The sequence below is a fragment of the Heyndrickxia faecalis genome (assembly GCF_040267745.1).
Taxonomy (GTDB): domain Bacteria; phylum Bacillota; class Bacilli; order Bacillales; family Bacillaceae_C; genus Weizmannia; species Weizmannia faecalis.
This window is the reverse complement of the sequence record NZ_CP158453.1, coordinates 3,489,849-3,511,463: the sequence shown is the minus strand read 5'-3', so window position 1 is coordinate 3,511,463 and position 21,615 is coordinate 3,489,849. Positions and strand designations below refer to the sequence as shown.

Genomic DNA, 21,615 nt, shown 5'->3' with positions numbered 1-21,615 from the left:
TTGTTTATAATGTATAAAGGAGGTGAACATGTTGTTAAGACGGCTTATACAAATTTGTTTGGTACTGATTGGCGGCACGCTCGGTGTTTTCCTGCTGCCTGATTTTTACAAGCTTGTGAAAGTGGATTATGTGTTAATCAACAACCCGTATGTTTCAGCGCTGTTGGGGGCTATTATCTTTTATCTTATTACTTTCTGGTCCATTCATTATATCGTTGATTTTGTCGATTGGTTTGAGGATTCACTGGTAAAAGTCCCGATGACGGAAATTTTTTCCGGCACCTTTGGCCTTGTGCTCGGCCTGATTATTGCTTATCTGGCAAGCATTCCGGTGCGGGGAATTCCGATTGTCAATACAATTGTGTCGATTACACTTACAGTATTGCTCGGTTATATCGGATTTCAGGTCGGTTTTAAGAAAAGAGAGGAAATTTTCAATTTGTTTTTCAACCGGCAGCATAGACGGAAAGGCGGGACAGAGCAAGAAGGGCATCCGCAGCCTGGAAAACAGGTGAAGATTCTTGATACAAGCGTTGTCATCGACGGACGGATTGCGGATATTTGCCAGACCGGTTTTCTTGACGGGCCGATTGTGATTCCGCTCTTTGTGCTTGAAGAATTGCAGCATATTGCCGATTCTTCGGATGCTTTGAAAAGAAACCGGGGCCGGCGTGGGCTTGATATCTTGAACCGGATACAGAATGAACTGCCGATCGAAGTGCAAATGTATGAAGGCGATTTTGAAGATATCCAGGAAGTTGACAGCAAGCTCATTAAACTGGCAAAATTGATGAACGGGATTGTCGTGACGAATGATTATAATTTAAATAAAGTATGTGAATTCCAGAAAGTCAAGGTGCTCAATATCAATGACCTTGCCAACGCCGTAAAACCGGTTGTGCTCCCCGGCGAAGAGCTCAATGTGCAACTCATTAAAGACGGGAAAGAGCATCACCAGGGGATTGCCTATTTGGATGACGGCACGATGATTGTTGTCGAAGAAGGCAAAAATTACATTGGCAAACGCATTGATGTGCTCGTGACAAGCGTCCTGCAGACTTCGGCGGGCCGGATGATTTTTGCCAAGCCGAAACTGCTTGAAAAAGCGTTATAATGCAGCCTGGAACACCCGCGGCGCCGGACGCGGGAAGTTCATACAGGATGCCGGGGGAGATTGGATTTGACAGATTATGAGGTGATTATACCGGCAGCCGGATCGGGGAAGCGGATGGGCGCAGGGTTCAACAAATTATTTCTTGAACTGAACAAGCGCCCGGTCATTGCGGTTACAGCAGAAGTTTTTTTGGCCGATCCGTCCTGCAAAAAGTTGATACTTCCCGTGCAGCCGCATGATAGGGAAGAGATGAAGCGTATTTTGCCCCGCTCGGAAAAAATAGTATTTGCCCGCGGCGGTTCTGAACGGCAATATAGCGTACGGAACGGGCTGGAACTTGCCGGAAGCTGCAGTGTCATTCTTGTGCATGACGGTGCAAGGCCGTTTATCAGCGCCGGATCCATTGCAGCGCTGGCGGCAATGGCCGGGGAAAAAGGGGCGGCGATAGCGGCTGTTCCGGTAAAAGACACGATCAAAAGAGCAAAAGACCAGATTGTAACCGAGACGATTGAGCGGAGCAGCTTGTGGCAGATCCAAACGCCACAAGCTTTTCGCACGTCTGTCTTGAAAAAAGCGCATGAAGCGGCGGAACGGGACGGCTTTCTCGGAACGGATGAAGCCTCACTGGTCGAACGGATCGGCCATCCTGTACATATTGTGCCGGGAAGTTATGATAATATTAAAATTACGACACCGGAAGATCTTTATTTCGCAGAAGCGATTTTAAAAAAGCAGGGGGGAGGATGAAGATGTTCAGGATCGGACAAGGCTTTGACGTGCACCGGTTCGGGGAGGGACGTCCCTTGATGATCGGGGGAGTTGAAATTCCATATGAAAAAGGTTTGCTCGGCCACTCCGACGCGGATGTGTTGCTTCATGCCGTAGCGGATGCCTGTCTCGGGGCCATTGGGGAAGGGGATATCGGCCGGCATTTTCCGGATACAGATGCGGCATTTAAAGATGCGGATTCTGCGGCGCTTTTGGCGCATGTTTTTCAGCTTGTGAAACAAAAAGGATACAAGCTCGGCAATCTTGATTGCACGATTATTGCCCAAAAGCCGAAAATGGCGCCCTATATCGGGAAAATGCGGGAAACGATCGCGCGCATTTTGGAAGCGGAGATCGGGCAGGTCAATGTCAAGGCGACCACGACGGAAAAACTCGGCTTTGCCGGGCGCGAAGAGGGCATTGCGGCGCAGGCGGCGGTACTGCTGGAGCAGGCTTAACCGGCGTGGCTGCAAGGGTGCTGAAACAACGGGCAGTTTAAGGCACGTACTGCCTGCTGGACATTTTAACGGTGTATGGCAACAGAAGTTTCGTCAAAAATGGTGCAACGGAGCCGGGCAGCTGTTAACGGAAACCTTTCTTTTGCTGGAACAAACATAACCGGTGTATCGCTGCAAAATCGGGACAAGCCGTGCGGTTTAGGACCCGCACTGCTGCTGGAACCATTTTAACCGGTGTATGGCCTGGAGATGTTTTGCCGAAAATGGTGTAATGGAGCAGTGCGCCCGGTTATCGGAAACCCGTCTTTTGCTGGAACAAGCATAGCCTGGCGGGGGCACTCGTGGTACAGTGGCAATTCCATTATCCCGTCTTTTGCTGGAACAAGCATAATAGCAGATATTTTACCTGCAAGATGTGCGATGGCATCCATCCGCCGGTTCACGTCAATCCATCTTTCGTCCGCCGAACCGGACACACCACCGGTTTACGGCTTTTTCAGACGGTGATACAATAAAACAAGACAAAAAGCGACAGTTTAAAGGAGAATCGACATGGCAAACGAAATCAGAGTACGGTACGCTCCGAGCCCGACCGGTTTTTTGCATATCGGGAATGCCCGTACCGCATTATTCAATTATTTATTTGCACGCAGCAAGGGTGGAAAGTTCATTATCCGGATTGAAGATACTGACCAGAAGCGGAATGTGGAAGGCGGTGTGGAAAGCCAGCTGAAATATTTGAAATGGCTCGGCATCGACTGGGACGAAAGCATTGATGTCGGCGGCGAATACGGCCCTTACCGCCAGTCGGAACGCCTTGATATCTATAAAAAATATTATGAAGACCTGCTTGACCGTGGGCTGGCTTATAAATGCTATTGTACGGAAGAAGAACTGGAAGCAGAACGCGAAGCCCAGCTTGCACGCGGGGAAATGCCGCGTTATTCCGGGAAATGCCGCCATCTGACAGAAGAAGACAGGAAACGGCTTGAAGCGGAAGGGCGGAAACCGAGCCTCCGTTTCCATGTTCCGGAAGGCAAAGTGTATACGTTCAACGATATCGTAAAAGGCGAAGTGTCTTTTGAATCGGACGGGATCGGCGACTTTGTCATCGTTAAAAAAGACGGCATGCCGACTTACAATTTTGCGGTTACGATCGATGATCATTTAATGAAAATTTCCCACGTGCTCCGGGGGGACGACCATATTTCCAACACGCCGAAACAGCTGATGATTTATGAAGCATTCGGGTTTGAACCGCCGGTATTCGGCCATATGACGCTGATTGTCAATGAACACCGGAAAAAATTGAGCAAACGCGACGGTAGCATTATCCAGTTTATTGAGCAGTATGCGGAACTCGGTTATTTGCCGGAAGCACTATTTAATTTTATTGCCATGCTCGGCTGGTCACCGAAGGGCGAGGAAGAAATTTTTTCGCGGGAAGAATTTATCCAAATTTTTGACCCGGAACGGCTGTCGAAATCGCCCGCTTTGTTTGACCGCCAAAAACTGGCATGGATGAACAACCAGTATATGAAAAAGCTCGATTTGGATAAAGTTGTGGAGCTTGCGTTGCCGCATCTTGTAAAAGCAGGGCTCGTTCCGGAAAACCGGACACCTGAAGAAGAACAATGGGTGCGCAAACTCATCTCTCTCTATCAGGAACAAATGAGCTACGGCGCGGAAATTGTCGAATTGTCGAAACCGCTCTTCTTTACGGATGAAATCACATATGACGAAGAAGCAAAGGAGATTTTGTCGGGAGAGCACGTTCCGGAAGTGCTCCGTGCATTCCTTGAAGAACTGGACAGAATCGAACCATTTGAAGCAGGCGAAATCAAAAAAGCGATCAAAGCAGTGCAAAAAGCAACCGGACAAAAGGGGAAAAAGCTGTTTATGCCGATCCGTGTTGCCGTTAGCGGCCAGACACACGGCCCGGAACTGCAAAGCCTGATCGAACTGCTCGGCAGGGAAAAAGTAAAGAAACGCCTTGAAAGAATCACGGGTTAACATTTTTTCGAAAATAGGATATGATATGGTTAAAATAGATGTATGAAAAAGCGTTGAGAAGGAGAAGTAGGAAGAGGACGCTTCAAAGAGAGAACCATCGCCGGCTGAAAGTGGTTTAAGCCCCTCCTTTTCTGAAATGCACCTTCGAGCCTGTATCTGAACGCGTTTGCCAGTAGGATGCAGCGGGGCCGCCCGTTAACAGGGAAAGTTGGGCAGCGGGCAAGGCCTGCCGCCAAACAGAGTGGAACCGCGCGATCAAGAAGCGTCTCTGTCCGTTGCAGAGGCGCTTCTTTTTTAAATTGCAGGTCCGATGACAAATCCGGCTGATGGAAATGCAAAGCGGAAGAAATTTTATAAACGGACGGGGAATGGGAAAAAAACAAGCGAAAGGGGAGTAGCACATGTTTAAGCGGTTGAAGGAAGACATTGAAGTGGTTTTTGATCAGGATCCGGCAGCACGGACGTATTTTGAAGTGATCTTGACTTACTCCGGTCTTCATGCCATCTGGGCACACCGGATTGCGCACTTTTTTTATAAAAAGAAAATGTTTTTTATCGCCCGGGTGATTTCGCAGCTCAGCCGCTTCTTTACCGGAATTGAAATCCACCCCGGTGCACAAATCGGCAGGCGGTTTTTCATCGACCACGGCATGGGGGTTGTGATCGGGGAAACGTGCGAAATCGGCGATAACGTGACGGTTTACCAAGGCGTTACGCTCGGCGGCACCGGGAAGGAAAAGGGCAAGCGCCATCCGACAATTAAAGACAATGCGTTAATCGCAAGCGGAGCGAAAGTTTTAGGTTCGATTACGATTGGGGAAAATGCAAAAATAGGGGCAGGTTCTGTCGTATTAAAGGATGTCCCCCCCAATTCGACAGTGGTCGGCATTCCTGGCAGGGTCGTCGTCCAGGACGGCGTCAAAATCAAAAAAGATTTAAAACATAATGAGCTGCCTGACCCTGTTGCGGACCGCCTGAACAGCATGCAGCAGGAAATCGATGCTTTGCGGTCGGAAGTGGAACAACTGAGAAAGGAAGGGGCAAGAATGTATGAGCATTCAGATATATAATACATTAACAAGAAAGAAGGAGCCGTTTATCCCGCTTGAAGAGGGGAAAGTGAAAATGTATGTATGCGGCCCAACTGTCTATAACTATATCCATATCGGAAATGCACGGCCAGCGATCGTGTTTGACACGGTCCGGCGCTATTTGGCGTTTCGGGGTTATGATGTAAACTATGTGTCGAATTTCACCGACGTGGACGATAAACTCATTAAAGCCGCGAAAGAACTTGGAGAAGAAGTGCCGGCTTTAAGCGACCGGTTTATCAAGTCTTATTTTGAAGATATTGATGCGCTCGGTTGCTGCCATGCAGACGCCCATCCGCGTGTGACGGAAAATATGGATGCGATTATCGCGTTTATTGAAAAATTAATTGAAAAAGGCCATGCCTATGAATCAGGCGGTGATGTTTACTACCATACGAGAAGTTTTCCGGACTACGGTAAATTGTCTCATCAATCGATTGACGAATTGAAATCAGGTGCGAGAATTGAAGTAGGGGAAAAGAAAGAAGACGCCCTTGATTTTGCCCTTTGGAAAGCGGCAAAAGAGGGGGAAATTTCGTGGGACAGTCCGTGGGGGAAAGGCCGGCCGGGATGGCATATTGAATGCTCGGCAATGGCGAAGAAATACCTTGGCGATACGATCGACATCCACGCGGGCGGGCAGGACCTGACTTTTCCACATCACGAAAACGAAATTGCCCAGTCGGAAGCGTTGACAGATAAACCATTTGCCCGTTACTGGATGCATAACGGCTATATCAATATTGATAACGAGAAAATGTCGAAGTCGCTCGGAAACATTGTGCTTGTCCATGACATCATCGAGCGGCACGATCCACAAGTTTTGCGCTTTTTCATGCTGTCGGTGCATTACCGCCATCCGATCAACTACAGCGAGGAACTGCTTGCCAATGCGAAGGCAGGGCTTGAACGGATCAAAACGTCGTACCAAAATGTAAAGCACCGGCTTGAATCCAGTGCAAATCTGGCAGAAGATGATGAAAAATGGCTGGAACAGGTCCGTTCGCTCCATCGCCAGTTTATCGAGGCAATGGATGATGATTTCAATACGGCAAACGGTATTTCTGTTTTGTTCGAACTGTCGAAGCAGGCCAATTATTACTTGCGGGGAAAAAATACGACAGAAACTGTTCTCCGGGCATTTATGAAAGAGTTTGAAACGATTTCCGGCGTTCTCGGCCTGAAGCTCGAGGAAGAAGTGCTTTTGGACGAAGAAATTGAAGCGCTGATTGAAAAACGGAATGAAGCAAGAAAGGCACGCAATTTCCAACTGGCTGACGAAATCCGTGACAAGTTGAAAAGCATGAATATCATTCTTGAAGATACGCCTCAAGGGGTGAGATGGAGACGCTTATGACGGTCACCCTTGATCCGAAACAACTGAACAGCCTCGCGCTTGCTTATATGGGAGATGCGGTATATGAAGAATATATCCGGCACCATGTCCTTTTGCAGGGAAAAACGAAGCCGAACCGCCTTCACCGGGAAGCGATCCGCTTTGTTTCCGCGAAGGCGCAGGCTCAAGTTTTAAAACAGATGATGAACGAAGATCTTTTAACGGAAGAAGAAACCGCTGTTGTCCGGCGTGGCAGAAATGCAAAATCGGGCACGGTTCCGAAAAATACGGATGTCCAGACATACCGGCACAGCACTGCATTTGAAGCGCTGATCGGCTATCACTATTTATCCGGCAGCCGGGAGCGGATGGAGGCGCTGATTGAAAAAGCAATAGGCATTGTCGAAGACCAGAAAGGAGGGGCGCGCTGATGGACCAGGAATACATTGCTGGCAAAAACCCGGTGCTGGAAGCGTTAAGAGCGGGCCGGGAAATCAACAAAATCTGGGTTGCGGAAGGTTCACAAAAAGGCGCCATGAAGCAGGTGATGGAGCTTGCAAGGGAAAGAAAAGTGACCGTCCAATTTGTCCCGAAAAAAAAGATTGACCAGGTGGCGGACGGGGCGCATCAGGGTGTACTGGCGCTCGTTGCCGCTTACCGGTATGCAGAAACAGGCGATATATTCAAACTTGCCAAAGAGCGGAATGAACACCCGTTTATCCTGATCCTCGATGAATTGGAGGATCCGCATAATCTCGGCTCGATTTTACGGACGGCTGATGCGGTCGGCGCACACGGCGTCATTATCCCGAAAAGGCGCTCGGTCGCATTAACAGCAACGGTGGCGAAAGCTTCAACCGGCGCGATTGAACATATCCCGGTGGCGCGGGTAACAAACCTTTCGCAAACGATTGCCGGCTTAAAGCAGCAAGGGCTGTGGATTGCGGGAACCGATGCTTCCGGGACGACCGATTACCGGCAAATGGATGCCGATCTGCCGCTATGTCTTGTCATCGGCAGTGAAGGGAAGGGGATGAGCAGGATCGTAAAAGAAGCATGCGACTTTCTGATCCGCCTTCCGATGGCAGGGCATGTGACTTCGCTCAACGCGTCCGTTGCTGCCGGCCTGCTCATGTATGAGGTTTACAGGAAGCGCCATCCGCTTGGTGAATAAAATGAATATTTTGCTGGTGGACGGCTATAACATCATTGGCGCCTGGCCGGAACTGCAAAAATTGAAACAAAAAGACCTTGGCGCCGCCAGAGACCGGCTTGTTGAGATCATGGCGGAATACCAGGGCTATACGGATGACAAAGTCATCGTCGTTTTTGATGCTTACGGGGTGAAAGGCCTGGAAAAAAAGTACCGCTATCACAAAGTGGAAGTCATTTTTACAAAAGAAAATGAAACGGCAGATGAACGCATTGAAAAAATGGCCATTAAACTGAACAACATCCGCACGCAGATTTATGTGGCCACATCTGATTTCACTGAGCAGTGGCAAATATTCGGCCAAGGCGCTTTAAGAATTTCAGCACGCGAACTGTTGACCAAAGTGGAAATGATTGAACAAAAGATTAAAAAGAATGTAAAATCAATTCAAGAGGAAAAGCCGGCAACAAGAATACCGTTAAGCCAAGAGGTCATGGAAATTTTCGAAAAATTACGCAGGGGAAAACGATGAGCGGTTGACGATTGAAAATTCTGTACTGTATAATAGCTTTTATCGAATGCTCATGGGGGGATACAGGTGAACCTGAACATTGAGGCAGCATATGAAGAAAGATATGGCACGATGCAGGATGAAGAGTTGGTTGGACGGATACACAACGGCGAAAGTGAAGCGTTGGATTACTTGATCCAAAAATACAGAAATTTTGTCAGGGCAAAAGCGCGTTCTTACTTTATCATCGGGGCCGACCGTGAGGATATTATCCAGGAAGGCATGATCGGGCTGTATAAGGCCATCCGCGACTACAGAGAGGACAAGCTCACGTCTTTCAAGGCTTTTGCTGAATTATGCATCAACCGGCAAATGATTACCGCAATTAAGACTGCCACCCGCCAAAAGCACATACCGCTTAATTCTTATATTTCCCTGGACAAGCCAATTTATGATGAAGAATCTGACCGTACGTTGATGGATGTCATCACCGGCGCGAAAATTTCCAATCCTGAAGAATTGATTTTAATCCGCGAAAAATATGTCCATATAGAAGTGAAAATATCCGAACTGTTGAGCGATCTGGAAAGAAAAGTGCTCGCCCTTTACCTGGACGGGCAGTCCTACCAGGAAATTTCAGAAGAATTAAACCGTCATGTAAAATCAATTGATAACGCTTTACAGCGCGTCAAAAAGAAGCTGGAGCGCCTGTTGGAAATGAGGGAGATGACTTACTGAGAAGGTGTTGTAAGCCGTTTTTCCGCCAGGCTGTTTTTCCCGAATGCAAGTGCAACATTAAGGCGTACAAAAGCACGTCTTTAAATGCCCGGTATTCAATGCTTTCGGGAAAAACCCGGCACATCCCTTCTCCTGCTACTAATTGACACAAGCTTTCTGCCGTGTTATGTTGATTTGTAGGATTTTATGTTTTGATACGATACCGGCGCGGAACCGGCAGCATCCAACAGATTCTCCCGGTTTTTCGGGGATCTTTACAGCGGCGGGTTCCGTTAACGCCGTAAGATCATAAGACAGCTGGTGATGAGATGCAGAAAAAAATGGTACTTGCCTGTTCGGTTTGCGGTTCGCGCAATTACACGACTACAACGGGCAACGGAAAGGCTGAAAGAATGGAATTAAAGAAGTTTTGCAAGCACTGCAACGAACACACCATCCACCGCGGGACAAAATAACAACGAACATGAGCTTACTTGGAGGTCTTAAATACATGTCCATCACAAATTTTTTTCGTAATGTTGCTTCCGAAATGCGAAAAGTCAGCTGGCCTGGGCGCAAAGAGCTGGTCAAATACACGATTACAGTCCTTGTAACAGTTGCCTTCCTGACATTGTTCTTTATTGTCATCGATCTCGGTATTTCCGCAGTGATCCGGTGGGCTGAAAACTCATTGTAAAAGGATCATTTTTCACTTGAATATCCAATGATAAAACATGGTATAATGGGAGTATCATAAGCAACGACTCAAACCCGGTTAGCGGGTTTTTTCATTTGCCCAAAAAATCAAAAGACCAACAGGGAGGGACGGACATCAAGTCCTATTAAATGGAAAAAAACTGGTATGTTGTCCATACGTATTCAGGCTATGAAAATAAAGTCAAAACCAATTTGGAAAAACGTGTAGAATCAATGGGGATGCAGGATAAAATTTTCCGGGTAGTGGTGCCGGAAGAAGAAGAACTTGAAGTGAAGAATGAGAAGAAAAAAGTGGTGAAACGAAAAGTTTTCCCGGGCTATGTCCTGGTGGAAATGGTGATGACGGATGATTCCTGGTATGTCGTCCGGAACACGCCGGGTGTCACCGGTTTTGTCGGGTCGTCGGGAGGCGGTTCCAAGCCGACGCCGCTTTTGCCTGAAGAAATTAATACCATCTTGAAACGGATGGGCATGGAAGAAAAACGGGCCGATGTGGACTTTGAAATCGGCGAGACGGTTACGGTAAAAGAAGGGCCGTTTGCAAACTTTGCCGGCAAGATTGTGGAAATGGACCGTGACAAAGGCAGGGCAAAAGTCATGGTCAATATGTTCGGTCGGGATACACCGGTAGAGCTCGTTTTTGAACAAATTGATAAAATATAACGGGATAAAACTTGAAATCGATATGCTGAGATGTTAATATGTTATAAGTCAGTATGTTCTTTGCGGATGGCCCGCTGACCGGGATCCCACAAAGAACAGACACAATGCAATCACATGATCTTATGATACACTCGTGACGCGGGTCATGAGATGAAATGGCTTCGGATATGGCTTGTCTTTTTAGCTTGTCCATTGTCCGGCTAACCGCAAGAACTTGCGGGGATAGCCTGCGAAGATAACGGAGCATGTTTCGTTATCTGCAGGAAGCTCGCGGCTTTAGCCGTGAGGGGTTCAATCAAACAGATGAGTGGGAGGGCTTAGCCCTGTTACCACATCACGGACTTAAGGAGGTGTGTCTCGTGGCTAAAAAAGTAGTAAAAATTGTTAAATTGCAGATTCCTGCCGGTAAAGCAAACCCTGCACCGCCTGTTGGTCCTGCATTGGGTCAGGCCGGCGTCAATATTATGGGATTTTGTAAAGAATTTAACGCTCGTACTGCAGATCAGGCAGGCTTGATTATACCTGTTGAAATCACGGTGTTTGAAGACCGTTCATTTACATTCATCACAAAAACCCCGCCAGCTGCAGTTTTGCTGAAAAAAGCAGCCGGCATTGAATCCGGTTCTGGTGAGCCAAACCGTACAAAAGTGGCAACTGTGAAGCGTGACAAAGTGCGTGAAATCGCAGAAACAAAAATGCCTGACTTAAATGCGGCAAGTGTTGAAGCGGCAATGCGTATGGTGGAAGGCACGGCGCGCAGCATGGGGATTACGATCGAAGACTGATTCATGCAGTACTAGTTCTGTCCAACGGGGTTGCGATGCGATACTGGCTCGCAACCTTTTTCGTGGGAGGTTATTCCGTTAAAACCACATTCGAGGAGGAAATACAAATGGCGAAAAAAGGAAAAAAATATGTTGACGCTTTGAAACTCGTTGACCGTTCCAAAGCTTATTCGGCTCAGGAAGCCATTGAACTGGTGAAAAAAACAAGTTTTACAAAATTTGATGCAACAGTTGAAGTTGCATTCCGCCTCGGCGTTGATCCGAAAAAAGCGGACCAGCAAATCCGCGGTGCCGTCGTGCTTCCAAACGGAACAGGGAAAACCCAGCGCGTGCTTGTTTTTGCAAAAGGCGAAAAAGCAAAAGAAGCGGAAGCAGCTGGTGCAGATTATGTCGGCGATACAGACTACATCAACAAAATCCAGCAGGGCTGGTTTGATTTTGATGTCATCGTGGCAACGCCGGATATGATGGGCGAAGTTGGGAAACTCGGACGCATCCTTGGGCCGAGAGGGTTAATGCCGAACCCGAAAACCGGCACGGTAACATTTGATGTGACAAAAGCGGTTCAGGACATTAAAGCCGGTAAAGTCGAATATCGTGTCGATAAAGCGGGCAATGTCCATGCTCCGATCGGGAAAGCCTCTTTTGAAACAGAAAAGCTGGTTGAAAACCTGGCAACATTGTTTGACACATTGATGAAAGCAAAACCGTCAGCTGCAAAAGGCACTTACATGAAGAATGTTTCTGTCACATCAACCATGGGGCCTGGCATCAAAGTAGACCCGTCTTCTTTTGTGGCAGCAAAATAATCATTTGACATGTTGCATATCAGCTGATATAATAAAGAACGGCTTTGAAAAGTAAACATTTGTACCGTAGACAGCAGGTGCCGAAGGGCTTAATTTCCTGCCGAGGTAATGCGTATAAATCCGGGGGTGCCTTAGGCCCTCCGCATGCATGAAACCTCCATGTCTCGGGATATGGAGGTTTTGTTTTGGTATAAATGTTCATCAAGAATATCTGTAGGAGGTGTCAAGATGGGCAGTGTAATTGAACAAAAGAAACAACTGGTGGAAGAAATCACCGATAAATTCAAATCAAGTACAGCTGTTGTGGTTGTCGATTACCGCGGCTTAAACGTGGCTGAAGTAACTGAACTGCGTAAACAGCTGCGCGAAGCAGGCGTTGAATTCAAAGTGTACAAAAACACGATGACGCGCCGTGCTGTAGAAGCAGCCGGGTTGGATGGATTAAACAGCGTGATGACCGGCCCGAATGCGATCGCATTCAGTACGGAAGACGTGGTTGCACCTGCGAGAATCCTGAATGATTTCGCAAAAGACCACGAAGCTTTGGAAATCAAAGCGGGTGTCATTGAAGGCAATGTTGCAACCGTTGATGAAATCAAAGCACTCGCAACGCTTCCTTCACGCGAAGGCCTGCTTTCCATGCTTCTCAGCGTACTGCAGGCGCCGATCCGCAACTTTGCTCTTGCTGCAAAAGCAGTCGCAGATCAAAAAGAAGAACAAAGCGCATAAGTTTTACGGAATATACTTTGAAAAAATATCTTGTAGGAGGATATGAAAATGACGAAAGAAGAAATCATCTCTGCTGTCAAAGAAATGACAGTGCTTGAATTGAACGATCTTGTGAAAGCCATTGAAGAAGAATTTGGCGTAACCGCTGCTGCACCGGTTGCTGTTGCTGGCGGCGCTGCAGGCGGAGAAGCTGCTGCAGAAAAAACGGAATTTGATGTTGTGCTGACTGAAGTAGGCGCACAAAAAATCAAAGTCATCAAAGTTGTCCGCGAAATCACAGGCCTTGGCCTTAAAGAAGCAAAAGAACTCGTTGATAATGCTCCAAAACCGCTTAAAGAAGGCGTATCGAAAGAAGAAGCCGAAGAACTTAAAGCGAAACTTGAAGAAGTTGGAGCCGGCGTAGAAGTGAAGTAAGACTCTTTTTAAAGCAAAAGCCCGCATTTGGCGGGCTTTTTTCAACATCTCTTCTTCCTGAATCCTCCAAGAAAGAGTGGGACTTTTCATGGCTGAACATTACTACTCGCAAAACCCTGAAGCAAAGCATCAACCGATAGATTTCACCTTTACATTGAGAGGCCATACCTTTCATTTTCAAACAGACCAAGGGGTTTTTTCAAAAAAAGAAGTCGACTTCGGCTCCCGCGTTTTGCTTGATCTGGTGACCATGCCTGAAACGGAAGGGCCGGTCCTTGATATGGGTTGCGGTTACGGACCGATCGGCCTTGCACTTGCAACATCTTTTCCCGGCCGCCATGTGCATATGGTGGATATTAATACAAGAGCGGTCGAGCTGGCGGAGAAAAATGCTGCCCGGAACCATATTTCAAATGTTTCCATATACGAAAGCAATCTTTTTGAAAATGTGAAAAGCGGCCCGTTTGCCCTGATTGCTACGAATCCCCCGATCCGCGCCGGAAAGCAGATCGTGCACCGGATTTTTGAAGAAAGCTACCAATATCTCGCAAAAAACGGGGAACTTTGGGTGGTCATCCGGAAAAAGCAGGGCGCCCCTTCTGCCAGGAAAAAATTAGAAAGCATATTTGATGAAGTGGATTGTGTTGGAAAAGAAAAAGGATATTTTGTTTTTAAAGCCAAAAAAATTTGACTCCCGATTTCATATATGTTAAAATCATAAAATGCCAATAGATTAAGGTTCTTTATGCAATTTAAGCTATATTTGTCAAGTATATATTTTGGATGAATTGGAAAATACTTATAAAATCATAAGCTCGTCATGCGATATGTGGTTTTTTCATAAAAAACCCTTTTTCTTTTTGCCTTAGCTTTATTGTTGTTTGACGAAAGATGCAAACAAAACGCTTGATTTGAGGGGTGAATCAGTTGTCACATCAACTAGTTCAGTATGGACGGCACCGCCAGCGCAGAAGTTACGCGCGCATCAAAGAAATTTTAGAGCTGCCAAACCTTATCGAAATTCAAACCGCATCTTACCAATGGTTCCTTGACGAAGGTTTGCGTGAAATGTTCCAGGACATCTCTCCAATCGAGGATTTTGCCGGAAACCTGTCGCTGGAGTTTATTGACTACAGCCTCGGCGAACCGAAATATTCCATCGACGAATGCAAAGAGCGCGATGTAACATACGCTGCTCCGCTTCGTGTAAAGGTGCGCCTTGTCAATAAGGAAACAGGTGAAGTAAAAGACCAGGACGTGTTCATGGGCGATTTCCCGTTAATGACCGAAACGGGGACTTTCATCATTAATGGCGCAGAACGTGTTATTGTATCCCAGCTTGTCCGTTCCCCTAGTGTTTATTTTAACAGCAAAATGGACAAAAACGGGAAATACGGCTACACCGCAACGGTCATTCCGAACCGCGGCGCCTGGCTTGAATATGAAACAGATGCGAAAGATGTGGCCTACGTCCGCATCGACCGCACAAGAAAGCTGCCGATCACGGTTCTCCTCAGGGCGCTCGGTTTCGGCTCTGACCAGGAAATTATTGATCTGATCGGTGATAATGAGTACTTAAGAAATACGCTTGAAAAAGATAATACTGAAAGCACGGAAAAAGCGCTTCTTGAAATATATGAACGCCTCCGTCCGGGCGAACCCCCGACCGTTGAAAATGCAAAAAGCCTGCTGATTTCGCGTTTCTTTGATCCAAAACGCTATGATCTGGCCAATGTCGGTCGTTACAAAATGAATAAAAAGCTTCACCTGAAATTCCGGCTGTTCGGGCAACGGCTGGCTGAATCAATCGCAGACCCTGAAACCGGCGAAATCATTGCGGAGGAAGGAACCGTTTTAGACCGGCGTACGCTTGATAAAATTGTGCCTTTTCTCGAAAAAGGCCTGAAGTTTGAAACGTACAGCCAGACTGGCGGCGTTGTTGATGATGATGTTACTTTGCAGTCCATCAAAATTTATGCCCCGATTGACGATAACGAAAAAGTCATCAATGTAATCGGAAATGCTTATGTTGATGAAAGCATTAAACATATTACACCTGCGGATATTGTGGCTTCCATTAGCTACTTCTTTAATTTGCTGCATGGCGTCGGCAATACGGATGATATCGACCACCTCGGTAACCGCCGTTTACGGTCTGTCGGCGAATTGCTGCAAAACCAGTTCCGTATCGGTCTTTCCCGGATGGAACGCGTTGTTCGTGAAAGAATGTCGATCCAGGACATTAACACCATTACGCCGCAGCAGCTGATCAATATCCGTCCGGTCATTGCGGCCATTAAAGAATTTTTCGGCAGTTCGCAGCTGTCCCAGTTCATGGACCAGACAAACCCGCTTGCGGAACTGACCCATAAACGCCGGCTGTCGGCACTCGGCCCGGGCGGTTTGACCCGTGAGCGCGCCGGGATGGAAGTGCGTGACGTGCACTATTCCCACTACGGCCGCATGTGCCCGATTGAAACGCCTGAAGGCCCGAACATCGGCTTGATTAACTCTTTATCAACCTATGCAAAAGTGAACCGTTTTGGCTTTATTGAAACGCCTTACCGCAGGGTTGATCCGGATACAGGGCGTGTTACGGAGCATATTGATTATTTAACGGCTGATGAAGAAGACAATTATGTCGTCGCACAGGCGAACGCACAGCTGGATGAAAACGGCTTTTTCGTTGACGATGAAGTATATGCGCGTTTCCGCGGTGAAAACATTGTTGTCAAAACAGACCGCGTTGATTATATGGACGTTTCGCCGAAGCAGGTTGTATCGGCTGCAACGGCATGTATTCCGTTCCTTGAAAACGACGACTCGAACCGTGCCCTGATGGGTGCAAACATGCAGCGCCAGGCTGTTCCGCTTATGAACCCGCAAGCGCCGATTGTCGGCACCGGGATGGAATATGTCAATGCGAAGGACTCCGGCGCAGCACTTATCTGCAAACATGACGGTATTGTCGAACATGTGGAAGCCAGGGAAATCTGGGTGCGCCGCGTCATCGATGTCGATGGCCAGGAAGTAAAAGGCGACCTTGACAAATACCGCCTGCAAAAATTCAAACGTTCCAACAATGGCATGTGCATTAACCAGCGCCCGATTGTGAAAAAAGGCGACCGTGTGGTAAAAGGCGAAATTTTAGCGGATGGCCAGTCAATGGACCACGGCGAACTTGCCCTTGGCCAGAACGTGCTCGTTGCTTTTATGACATGGGAAGGCTATAACTATGAAGATGCCATTATTATGAGCGAAAAACTTGTAAAAGAAGATGTGTATACTTCTATCCATATTGAAGAATACGAATCTGAAGCGCGCGATACAAAACTCGGGCCGGAAGAAATGACCCGTGACATCCCGAACGTCGGGGAAGATGCTTTGAAAAACCTTGACGAACGTGGGATTGTCCGGATCGGTGCCGAAGTAAAAGACGGCGATTTGCTTGTCGGAAAAGTCACCCCGAAAGGCGTTACGGAACTGACAGCGGAAGAACGGCTGCTCCACGCGATTTTCGGTGAAAAAGCGCGCGAAGTCAGGGATACATCGCTTCGCGTTCCGCACGGCGGCGGCGGCATCGTGCTCGACGTCAAAGTGTTTACACGTGAAGCCGGGGATGAACTCCCGCCTGGCGTGAACCAGCTTGTCCGCGTCTATATTGTACAGAAACGGAAAATCCACCAGGGCGACAAAATGGCCGGGCGCCACGGGAACAAAGGGGTTATCTCCCGGATTCTTCCGGAAGAAGATATGCCTTTCCTCCCGGATGGTACACCTGTCCAGATCATGTTGAACCCGCTCGGCGTGCCTTCCCGGATGAATATCGGCCAGGTGCTTGAACTTCACCTTGGCATGGCGGCCAAAAAACTTGGCCTCCACGTGGCGACGCCTGTATTCGACGGCGCGCGCGAAGAAGATGTATGGGAAACGATTGAAGAAGCCGGCATGGCACGCGATGCAAAAACGGTTCTTTATGACGGCCGCACCGGTGAGCCTTTCGACAACCGTGTGTCTGTCGGGATTATGTATATGATCAAGCTCGCCCACATGGTTGATGATAAACTGCATGCCCGCTCAACAGGCCCTTACTCGCTTGTCACCCAGCAGCCGCTCGGCGGTAAAGCGCAGTTCGGCGGCCAACGGTTTGGCGAAATGGAAGTATGGGCGCTTGAAGCCTATGGCGCAGCCTATACGCTCCAGGAAATCCTGACCGTTAAATCGGACGATGTTGTCGGACGTGTGAAAACTTATGAAGCGATCGTCAAAGGGGAAAACGTCCCTGAACCGGGTGTCCCGGAATCGTTCAAAGTGCTGATTAAAGAACTTCAAAGTTTGGGACTTGACGTGAAGATTCTTTCCGGCGACGACGAGGAAATTGAAATGCGTGATCTCGAAGACGACGATGACCTGAATCAGGCCGATACGCTGAATATTGCGCCTGAGACAAAAGAAGAACCGGAAGGAATCGGGGCATCCAAAGACTAATCGTTTATGTTGCTGGGAACAAACAGAGGCTTTTGCCCGGATTGTATGCCTTCGTACAATCCGGCTTCTGTTTCTGTTTCTTCTGCGTGTGTTTTAAGGTATGAACCTAAAGACGAAAGGGAGGCTGGCCCCTTGCTGGATGTAAATAATTTTGAGTACATGAAAATCGGTCTTGCTTCACCGGATAAAATCCGATCCTGGTCGTACGGTGAAGTCAAAAAACCGGAAACAATCAACTATCGGACGTTAAAACCTGAAAAAGACGGGCTTTTTTGTGAACGGATTTTCGGACCGACGAAAGACTGGGAATGCCATTGCGGAAAATATAAACGCGTCCGTTACAAAGGCGTGGTTTGTGACCGCTGCGGCGTGGAAGTAACAAGATCAAAAGTGCGCCGGGAAAGAATGGGACATATTGAACTTGCCGCCCCTGTTTCGCATATTTGGTACTTCAAAGGGATTCCAAGCCGCATGGGCCTTGTCCTTGACATGTCCCCGCGTGCCCTGGAAGAAGTCATTTACTTCGCATCTTACGTTGTCACGGAAGCAGGCGACACTTCTTTGGAAAAGAAACAGCTTCTTTCCGAAAAAGAATACCGTGCTTACCGTGAAAAATACGGCAATAAATTCCAGGCAGGCATGGGTGCGGAAGCCATTAAAAAGTTGCTCCAGGATGTAGATGTCAACAAAGAATGCGAAATGCTGAAAGAAGAGCTGAAAGTTGCCCAGGGGCAGCGCCGTACACGCGCCATCAAACGCCTTGAAGTACTGGAAGCTTTCCGTAATTCCGGCAATAAACCGGAATGGATGGTGCTGGACGTTCTCCCGGTCATTCCGCCTGAACTGCGGCCAATGGTACAACTGGAAGGCGGCCGCTTTGCGACATCCGACTTAAATGATCTGTACCGCCGTGTGATCAACCGGAATAACCGCCTGAAACGCCTGCTTGATCTTGGCGCGCCAAGCATCATTGTCCAAAATGAAAAACGGATGCTGCAGGAAGCCGTTGATGCTCTGATTGACAACGGCCGCCGTGGACGTCCGGTAACCGGCCCGGGGAACCGCCCGTTAAAATCGCTTTCCCATATGCTGAAAGGGAAACAGGGTCGTTTCCGTCAAAACCTGCTCGGGAAACGGGTTGACTATTCCGGCCGTTCCGTTATTGTTGTCGGCCCGAACCTGAAAATGTATCAATGCGGCCTGCCGCGCGAAATGGCGATCGAACTGTTCAAGCCGTTCGTAATGAAAGAACTGGTTGAAAAAGGCCTCGCCCATAATATTAAAAGTGCAAAACGGAAAATTGAACGTTTGCAGCCTGAAATTTGGGATGTCCTTGAAGAAGTCATTAAAGAACACCCTGTCCTGTTGAACCGTGCGCCTACTTTGCACAGGCTCGGGATCCAGGCGTTTGAACCGACGCTTGTGGAAGGCCGTGCGATCCGTCTTCATCCGCTCGTATGTACGGCTTACAACGCGGACTTTGACGGCGACCAAATGGCGGTTCACGTTCCGTTATCCGCCGAAGCACAGGCGGAAGCACGCATGCTGATGCTTGCCGCACAAAATATTTTGAACCCGAAAGACGGGAAACCGGTTGTTACCCCGTCCCAGGACATGGTACTTGGCAACTACTACTTAACGCTTGAACGTGAAGATGCAGTCGGTGAAGGATCTGTCTTCAAAGATGTAAACGAAGTGTACACGGCTTATTACAACGGCTACGTGCATTTCCATACGAGAATTGCCATTTATGCCGGATCGCTGAACAATCCGACGTTTACGGAAGAGCAAAACAAGAAGCTGCTGATTACCACCGTCGGGAAAGTGATCTTCAATGAAATTTTGCCGGAGAGCTTCCCGTATATTAATGAACCGACGACAACAAATCTTGAAGAAAAAACGCCGGATAAATACTTTGTTGATCCTTCGATTGACGTAAAAGCGCATATTAAAGAACAGCCGTTAATCCGCCCGTTTGTAAAGGGCTTCCTTGGCAGCATCATTGCCGAGGTGTTCAAACGGTTCAAGATTACGGAAACATCCAAGATGCTCGACCGCTTAAAAGATCTTGGCTTCCATTATTCGACCAAAGCCGGTATTACCGTTGGCGTTGCGGATATCGTCGTTTTAGGCGAGAAAGAAAAAATTCTTTCGGATGCCCAGAAAAAAGTCGATACAGTCATGAAACAGTTCCGCCGCGGTTTAATTACAGAAGACGAACGCTATGATCGTGTTATTTCGATCTGGAGCGGGGCTAAAGATACGATCCAGGGCAAACTGATGGAATCGCTCGATAAACGGAACCCGATTTTTATGATGAGTGACTCGGGGGCCCGGGGTAACGCGTCGAACTTTACACAGCTTGCCGGTATGCGCGGTTTGATGGCCAACCCGGCCGGCCGGATTATTGAATTGCCGATTAAATCGAGCTTCCGTGAAGGCTTAACTGTGCAAGAGTACTTTATTTCGACACACGGTGCCCGTAAAGGCCTTGCTGATACAGCCCTTAAGACGGCAGACTCGGGTTATCTGACACGCCGGCTTGTTGATGTGGCGCAGGATGTTATCATTCGTGAAGACGACTGTGGCACAGACCGCGGGCTTTTGATCAGTGCGTTGAAAGAAGGAAATGAAATCATTGAATCGCTTGAAGAACGGTTAACCGGCCGTTATTCAAGAAAAACGATCAAGCATCCCGAAACAGGCAAAGTCATCATTGAGGAAAACGGCTTTATTACTGAAGATATCGCGAAAGAAATTGTCGATGCCGGCTATGAAAAAGTCTGGATCCGTTCGGCCTTCACTTGCAACACCCGCCATGGTGTATGTAAAAAATGCTACGGCCGCAACCTTGCCACCGGCCAAGAAGTGGAAGTCGGCGAAGCAGTCGGGATTATTGCCGCCCAATCGATCGGCGAACCTGGTACACAGCTGACGATGCGTACATTCCATACAGGCGGTGTTGCCGGGGATGACATTACACAAGGTCTTCCGCGTATTCAGGAATTGTTTGAAGCTCGGAACCCGAAAGGCCAGGCTGTTATTTCCGAAGTGGAAGGTGTTGTCACTTCCATCAGCGAAGGGCGCGACCGTCAATATGAAATTGTCATTCAGGGCGCTGTCGAAACGCGCACTTATACAGCCCCTTATACTTCCCGCTTGAAAGTGGCGGTAGATGACCACGTCGTGCGCGGGCAGGAACTGACGGAAGGTTCCATTGACCCGAAAGACCTGTTGCGTGTCACGGACGTCACAACCGTGCAGGAATACTTGCTCCGTGAAGTACAGAAAGTTTACCGGATGCAAGGGGTGGAAATTGGCGACAAACATATTGAAGTGATGGTCCGCCAAATGCTGAGAAAAGTAAGGGTGCTCGATGCCGGCGATACGGATGTCCTGCCGGGAACATTGCTTGATATCCATCAGTTCGGTGAAGCGAATGAAAAGGCGCTCAAGGAAGGCAACCGCCCTGCAACAGGCCGTCCTGTTCTGCTCGGGATTACAAAAGCTTCCCTGGAAACCGATTCGTTCTTATCGGCAGCCTCCTTCCAGGAAACGACCCGCGTGTTAACCGATGCGGCGATCAAAGGGAAACGCGATGAACTGCTCGGCTTGAAAGAAAACGTCATTATCGGGAAACTTGTTCCTGCAGGGACGGGCATGACCCGCTACCGCAAAACGGTTCCTGAACTGGTGAAAAAGGAAGAAGAAGTGCCGGCTGAATAATCGGCGGCAGCACCGGCAAAAACCGGTGCTGCACCTTTTTCTGTTTTTTAGCAAAAAACCATGGCCTTTTTTACACAGGATGTTGACTTTGGATTTTCAAAGTGATAATATATTCAAGGTGCT

Annotated in this window: 20 protein-coding genes and 2 other annotated features; all 20 genes read left to right on the top strand. The window is 48.1% G+C overall.

Annotated elements, in window-relative coordinates:
• The first annotated feature begins 28 nt into the window (after positions 1–28).
• Entirely contained in the window at positions 29–1,114 is a 1,086-nt protein-coding gene (locus tag ABR335_RS16735) for a PIN/TRAM domain-containing protein (protein ID WP_014096525.1), read from the top strand.
• Positions 1,115–1,180: 66 nt separating this feature from the next.
• Entirely contained in the window at positions 1,181–1,861 is a 681-nt protein-coding gene (gene ispD / locus ABR335_RS16730) for a 2-C-methyl-D-erythritol 4-phosphate cytidylyltransferase (protein WP_014096524.1), read from the top strand.
• Positions 1,862–1,863: 2 nt separating this feature from the next.
• Positions 1,864–2,340 carry a 2-C-methyl-D-erythritol 2,4-cyclodiphosphate synthase gene (gene ispF, locus ABR335_RS16725; protein ID WP_014096523.1) on the top strand — a complete coding sequence of 159 codons (477 nt, stop codon included), beginning with the start codon at positions 1,864–1,866 and terminating at the stop codon, positions 2,338–2,340.
• Positions 2,341–2,892: 552 nt separating this feature from the next.
• The gene (gene gltX / locus ABR335_RS16720; protein WP_061086775.1) at positions 2,893–4,353 is read left to right on the top strand and encodes a glutamate--tRNA ligase; all 1,461 of its coding nucleotides are present in this window, start codon (positions 2,893–2,895) and stop codon (positions 4,351–4,353) included.
• Positions 4,354–4,397: 44 nt separating this feature from the next.
• Positions 4,398–4,626, top strand: a binding site (T-box leader).
• Between the two features lie 128 nt (positions 4,627–4,754).
• Positions 4,755–5,423 carry a serine O-acetyltransferase gene (gene cysE / locus ABR335_RS16715; protein WP_035182969.1) on the top strand — a complete coding sequence of 223 codons (669 nt, stop codon included), beginning with the start codon at positions 4,755–4,757 and terminating at the stop codon, positions 5,421–5,423.
• A complete protein-coding gene (gene cysS, locus ABR335_RS16710; protein ID WP_104851068.1) occupies positions 5,404–6,801 on the top strand; it encodes a cysteine--tRNA ligase in 1,398 nt (465 codons plus the stop codon). The genes cysE and cysS overlap by 20 nt, the downstream gene beginning before the upstream one ends.
• Positions 6,798–7,211 (top strand): Mini-ribonuclease 3, encoded by a 414-nt coding sequence (locus ABR335_RS16705; protein ID WP_026684124.1) that lies wholly within the window; start codon positions 6,798–6,800, stop codon positions 7,209–7,211. The genes cysS and ABR335_RS16705 overlap by 4 nt, the downstream gene beginning before the upstream one ends.
• Entirely contained in the window at positions 7,211–7,954 is a 744-nt protein-coding gene (rlmB, locus tag ABR335_RS16700; protein WP_026684123.1) for a 23S rRNA (guanosine(2251)-2'-O)-methyltransferase RlmB, read from the top strand. Before ABR335_RS16705 ends, rlmB begins: the two co-directional genes overlap by 1 nt.
• Before the next feature lies 1 nt (position 7,955).
• Positions 7,956–8,465, top strand: a complete 510-nt coding sequence (locus tag ABR335_RS16695) for an NYN domain-containing protein (RefSeq protein WP_026684122.1) — start codon at positions 7,956–7,958, stop codon at positions 8,463–8,465.
• Positions 8,466–8,576: 111 nt separating this feature from the next.
• On the top strand, positions 8,577–9,182 hold the full coding sequence (gene sigH, locus ABR335_RS16690) for an RNA polymerase sporulation sigma factor SigH (protein ID WP_043052606.1): 606 nt from the start codon (positions 8,577–8,579) through the stop codon (positions 9,180–9,182).
• 308 nt (positions 9,183–9,490) lie between these two features.
• On the top strand, positions 9,491–9,637 hold the full coding sequence (gene rpmG, locus ABR335_RS16685) for a 50S ribosomal protein L33 (protein ID WP_017551231.1): 147 nt from the start codon (positions 9,491–9,493) through the stop codon (positions 9,635–9,637).
• Positions 9,638–9,672: 35 nt separating this feature from the next.
• Positions 9,673–9,858: a preprotein translocase subunit SecE gene (gene secE / locus ABR335_RS16680; RefSeq protein ID WP_014096515.1), complete on the top strand. Its 186-nt coding sequence runs from the start codon at positions 9,673–9,675 to the stop codon at positions 9,856–9,858.
• A gap of 149 nt (positions 9,859–10,007) precedes the next feature.
• A complete protein-coding gene (gene nusG, locus ABR335_RS16675; RefSeq protein WP_014096514.1) occupies positions 10,008–10,541 on the top strand; it encodes a transcription termination/antitermination protein NusG in 534 nt (177 codons plus the stop codon).
• A 359-nt stretch (positions 10,542–10,900) separates the two neighbouring features.
• Positions 10,901–11,326 carry a 50S ribosomal protein L11 gene (rplK, locus tag ABR335_RS16670; RefSeq protein ID WP_014096513.1) on the top strand — a complete coding sequence of 142 codons (426 nt, stop codon included), beginning with the start codon at positions 10,901–10,903 and terminating at the stop codon, positions 11,324–11,326.
• A gap of 107 nt (positions 11,327–11,433) precedes the next feature.
• Complete coding sequence (gene rplA / locus ABR335_RS16665; RefSeq protein WP_014096512.1) at positions 11,434–12,135, top strand: 50S ribosomal protein L1; 702 nt, start codon at positions 11,434–11,436, stop codon at positions 12,133–12,135.
• 46 nt (positions 12,136–12,181) lie between these two features.
• Positions 12,182–12,328 (top strand) — a sequence feature (ribosomal protein L10 leader region).
• 35 nt (positions 12,329–12,363) lie between these two features.
• Positions 12,364–12,864 (top strand): 50S ribosomal protein L10, encoded by a 501-nt coding sequence (rplJ, locus tag ABR335_RS16660; RefSeq protein ID WP_014096510.1) that lies wholly within the window; start codon positions 12,364–12,366, stop codon positions 12,862–12,864.
• Positions 12,865–12,912: 48 nt separating this feature from the next.
• Positions 12,913–13,278, top strand: a complete 366-nt coding sequence (gene rplL / locus ABR335_RS16655; protein WP_014096509.1) for a 50S ribosomal protein L7/L12 — start codon at positions 12,913–12,915, stop codon at positions 13,276–13,278.
• A gap of 88 nt (positions 13,279–13,366) precedes the next feature.
• Positions 13,367–13,969: a class I SAM-dependent methyltransferase gene (locus ABR335_RS16650; protein ID WP_014096508.1), complete on the top strand. Its 603-nt coding sequence runs from the start codon at positions 13,367–13,369 to the stop codon at positions 13,967–13,969.
• 236 nt (positions 13,970–14,205) lie between these two features.
• Positions 14,206–17,766, top strand: coding sequence for a DNA-directed RNA polymerase subunit beta (rpoB, locus tag ABR335_RS16645; protein WP_014096507.1), 3,561 nt, complete (start codon positions 14,206–14,208; stop codon positions 17,764–17,766).
• A gap of 132 nt (positions 17,767–17,898) precedes the next feature.
• Positions 17,899–21,492 carry a DNA-directed RNA polymerase subunit beta' gene (rpoC, locus tag ABR335_RS16640; protein ID WP_035182958.1) on the top strand — a complete coding sequence of 1,198 codons (3,594 nt, stop codon included), beginning with the start codon at positions 17,899–17,901 and terminating at the stop codon, positions 21,490–21,492.
• Positions 21,493–21,615: the final 123 nt, after the last annotated feature.